This window comes from Patiriisocius marinistellae (assembly GCF_009014635.1).
In the GTDB taxonomy this organism is placed as follows: domain Bacteria; phylum Bacteroidota; class Bacteroidia; order Flavobacteriales; family Flavobacteriaceae; genus Patiriisocius; species Patiriisocius marinistellae.
In genome coordinates this window covers 1-4633 of record NZ_BKCF01000015.1, presented here as the reverse complement: position 1 = coordinate 4633, position 4633 = coordinate 1, and the positions used below count along the sequence as shown (strand labels likewise).

At 40.4% G+C, this 4633-nt stretch carries 1 protein-coding gene; it reads right to left on the bottom strand.

Features of this window, described 5'->3' with window-relative positions; genetic code table 11:
• The coding region (locus GB234_RS14825; protein ID WP_151895358.1) for a cadherin-like domain-containing protein at nucleotides 1-4633 on the bottom strand (4633 nt) is incomplete at both ends.

The following is a 4633-nucleotide window of genomic DNA, read 5'->3' as shown; positions in this document are numbered from 1 at the left end:
GCATCCAAGTAATCACCTGACTGTGGTAATGTAGCATTTGCAGCATCTCCACTACAAGGATCTTGAGGATCTGTACCGTCAATAATCTCTTGTCCATTGGTAATACCATCACCGTCACAATCTGCATCCAAGAAGGCTTGACTCTGTGGTAACGCTACACTCATAGCATCGTAATCACAAAAATCGTTAGGGTCTGTTCCATTTAAGGCTTCTTGTCCATCTGTTACTCCATCTCCATCAGAATCTGCATCGTTTGGATCTGTTATATTTCCGTTAGGATTTGCTGGAGTGTTTGGATCATCGATTCCTGTAATCTCCTCACCATTAGTCAAACCGTCCATATCACAATCTGCATTTGCATATATTGGATTTGTTACATCTTCATCACCTGTAGCAATATCTCCTAAACATGGATCTAAAGGATTTGTATCGTCTCCATTAGGTGTTCCATCTCCATCACAATCACCATTAGGATCACTTGTACAATCATCATTATCTAAAATAGTTCCTATAGCAAATACACTATCTATAATAATGTCATAAGTTTCTGTTTCTTCTATTACAAAATCATCAACCGAAGCAACCGTAACAGTAAACTCAGTTACACCAGCTGGAACTGTAATCGTACCTGTTACAGGATCATAAGTTACACCATCACTGAACATATACATTGAACTGTAATCTGATGCACCCATCGTTGTGTCATCATTTATTTCAAATGAAAACATTATTGGTGTAGCGCTCGCAACACTCAATGTTACGGTGTGAATTAGATCTTCACCTTCAGTCACTATCGCATCAGTTACTGAAATCACTACAGTAGAATCTGCATCAATTATTGTACCTGTAGCAGATTCTCCACCTACCATCAGATCATAATACTCATTTCCTTCAGCTAACATATCTGTTAGTGTTTCTGTTATAACAGTAAACGAAGTAACTCCAACCGGTACTGTAATCATTCCTGTAATAGGATCAAATGTGACTCCATTAGTGAACATTGGTATTACAATATAATCATCTCCTCCTTCAGTAGTATTATCAGTAATACTAAAAGGATACATTTCAATCATTGTTGTGACACTACTTAAAGTAACAGTATGTTGTAAATCTGCACCCTCTAATTGAGAATCACTTGTTACCCCTAAAATTAAAATATCTTCCTCTACTACCACTGTTACAGTTGTCGTATCACAGTTGGTTGGATCTAGATTCTCACATATAGTATAATCTATCATGTACGTCCCTGCTGGTGTACCAGGAGTTACATCAACTGTTCCGTCAGTATTTACTGTAAGTTCTGCCGTTGGGGTGCTTGTTAAAATTACATCTGACGGATTCAATGGATTACCATTCAATGTATCGTTTGAATATACATTTACCCCAGGTACTGTTCCTCCAACAGTTCCATTAACTGGTGTCGCACTGTAGTCGTCTGCTACTGCAGTAAGATCTTCAGCAACAGGATCTACCGTAATAGTAACAAGTGCAATATCACAGATTACAGGAGTGCCATCATCACACACTTGATATTCAAAAGTATCGGTTCCATTAAAATCAGGATCCGGTGTATAGGTAACTTCTCCTGTTACAGGATCTACCATTACCGTTCCATTAGTTGGAGCAGTTACGATTGTTACTGTAGTAGGATCAATTTCTCCATCAAGATCTGTATCATTTGCTGTTACATCTATCAACACAGGAGTATCTTCATCTGTAGTTGCTGTGTCGTCTACTGCAACCGGACCATCATTCACAGGATCTACCGTTACGGTTACTGTTGCTGTATCACAGATAACAGGGGTACCATCATCACATACTTGATATTCGAATGTATCGGTTCCTGTAAAGTCTGGATCCGGTGTATAAGTTACTTCTCCTGTTACAGGGTCTACCGTCACCGTTCCATTGGTTGGAGCAGTTACAATTGTTACTGTAGTAGGATCAATTTCTCCATCAAGATCTGTATCGTTTGCTGTTACATCGATCAACACAGGAATATCTTCATCTGTTGTTGCTGTGTCGTCTACTGCAACCGGACCATCGTTCACAGGATCTACCGTTACGGTTACTGTTGCGATATCACAGATAACAGGAGTACCATCATCACACACTTGATATTCGAATGTATCAGTTCCTGTAAAGTCTGGATCCGGAGTATAGGTTACTTCTCCTGTTACAGGATCTATCATTACCGTTCCATTGGCTGGAGCAGTTACAATCGTTACCGTGGCAGGATCAATTTCTCCATCAAGATCTGTATCGTTTGCTGTTACATCGATCAACACAGGAGTATCTTCATCTGTTGTTGCCGTGTCGTCTACTGCAAGAGGACCATCATTCACAGGATCTACCGTTACGGTTACTGTTGCGATATCACAGATAACAGGCGTACCATCATCACACACTTGATATTCAAAAGTATCGGTTCCATTAAAATCAGGATCCGGTGTATAGGTAACTTCTCCTGTTACAGGATCTACCGTTACCGTTCCATTAGTTGGAGCAGTTACGATTGTTACTGTAGTAGGATCAATTTCTCCATCAAGATCTGTATCGTTTGCTGTTACATCTATCAACACAGGAGTATCTTCATCTGTTGTTGCTGCATCATCTACTGCAATAGGACCATCATTAACAGGGTCTACTGTTACAGTTACTGTTGCGATATCACAGATAACAGGCGTACCATCATCACACACTTGATATTCAAAGGTATCGCTTCCTGTAAAGTCTGGATCCGGTGTATAGGTTACTTCTCCCGTTACAGGATCTACAGTTACCGTTCCATTAGTTGGAGCAGTTACAATTGTTACCGTTGTAGGGTCGATCATACCATCGATATCTGTATCGTTTGCTGTTACATCGATCGCTACAGGAGTATCTTCAGTTGTTGTTACAACATCATCTACTGCTTCAGGACCATCATTAACAGGGGTTACATCAATATTCAATGTGCTAGTGTCTTCACCACCGTTTCCATCACTGATCGTATAGGCCACTTCTGGTACCGGGCCATTGTAATTTTCAGCAGGAACAAAAGTATAACTACCATCTGCATTAATAGTAAGATCTCCTTCTGTTAACGAAACTGTAGTTCCGGGAGCATACGTCATCCCTCCTACTTCAAAACCAGTCACTGTTAAAATTTCATCAGGATTAGGGTCTGTATCATTACTCAACAAACCTGAAGCTGCATCAACTACTAAAGGTGTATCCTCTAATGTACTATTCGTATCAGGGTTTGCTGTAGGCGGCAAGAATGTTTTTGGAACAATCACCGTCACTGTTGCAATATCACACAATACGGGAATACCGTCATCACATATCTGATATTCAAAGGTATCTGTACCATTCACAAAATCAGGATTCGGTGTATAAGTAATTGTACCATCTGCATTTACCACAACCGTACCATTGGCAGGATTGGTAATAATTGTAACATTATCCGGGTTGATCGGACTATCAATATCACTGTCATTTGTTAACACAGGGATCACTACATCAACTCCAGGATCTGTTGTTGAAACATCATCCATTGCAATTGGAGCATCATTAACAGGATCAACTGTTACAGTTACTGTAGCGATATCACAAACTACCGGAGCACCATCATCACAAACCTCATACTGGAATGTATCGGTTCCTGTAAAGTCCGGATCCGGTGTATACGTTACTTCTCCTGTTACAGGGTCTACTGTTACTGTTCCGTTAGTTGGAGGTGTCACGATCGTTACTGTTGTAGGATCGATCATGCCATCGATATCTGTATCGTTTGCAGTAACATCAATTATTACTGTATCATCTTCATCAACTGTCGCTGTATCATCTACTGCAATAGGACCATCATTAACAGGGTCAACTGTTACGGTTACTGTTGCTATATCACAGATAACAGGAGTACCATCATCACATACTTGATATTCGAATGTATCGGTTCCTGTAAAGTCTGGATCCGGTGTATAAGTTACTTCTCCTGTTACAGGGTCTACCGTCACCGTTCCATTGGTTGGAGCAGTTACAATTGTTACTGTAGTAGGATCAATTTCTCCATCAAGATCTGTATCGTTTGCTGTTACATCGATCAACACAGGAATATCTTCATCTGTTGTTGCTGTATCATCTACCGCAACAGGTCCATCATTTATCGATGTTACCGTTATATTCTCATTGGCTATTGCTGTTGCTGTTCCGTCTGTAATTACGTAAGGAATCACAACATCTCCATTAAAGTTTGCATCTGGAGTAAAGGTGATCACTCCTGCTGCATCAATTGCTACCGTTCCGTTGTCTACTGCAATGGTTTGCGCAGTACCTGGAGTTAAAGCAGTTCCGTTGATAGACTCAATTGTTAACGTATCACCGTCTAAATCTGTATCTAGATCTAAAGGAGTTAATACGACTGAATCATCTTCATCTACGGTATAATCATCATCTACGGCTACCGGAGCATCGTTGATCGGATCTACCGTAATATTCTCATTGGCTGTTGCTGTTGCTGTTCCGTCTGTAATTACGTAAGGAATCACAACATCTCCATTAAAGTTTGCATCTGGAGTAAAAGTGATCACTCCTGCTGCATCAATCGTTACTGTTCCGTTGTCTACTGCAATGGTTTGCGCAGTTCCAGGTG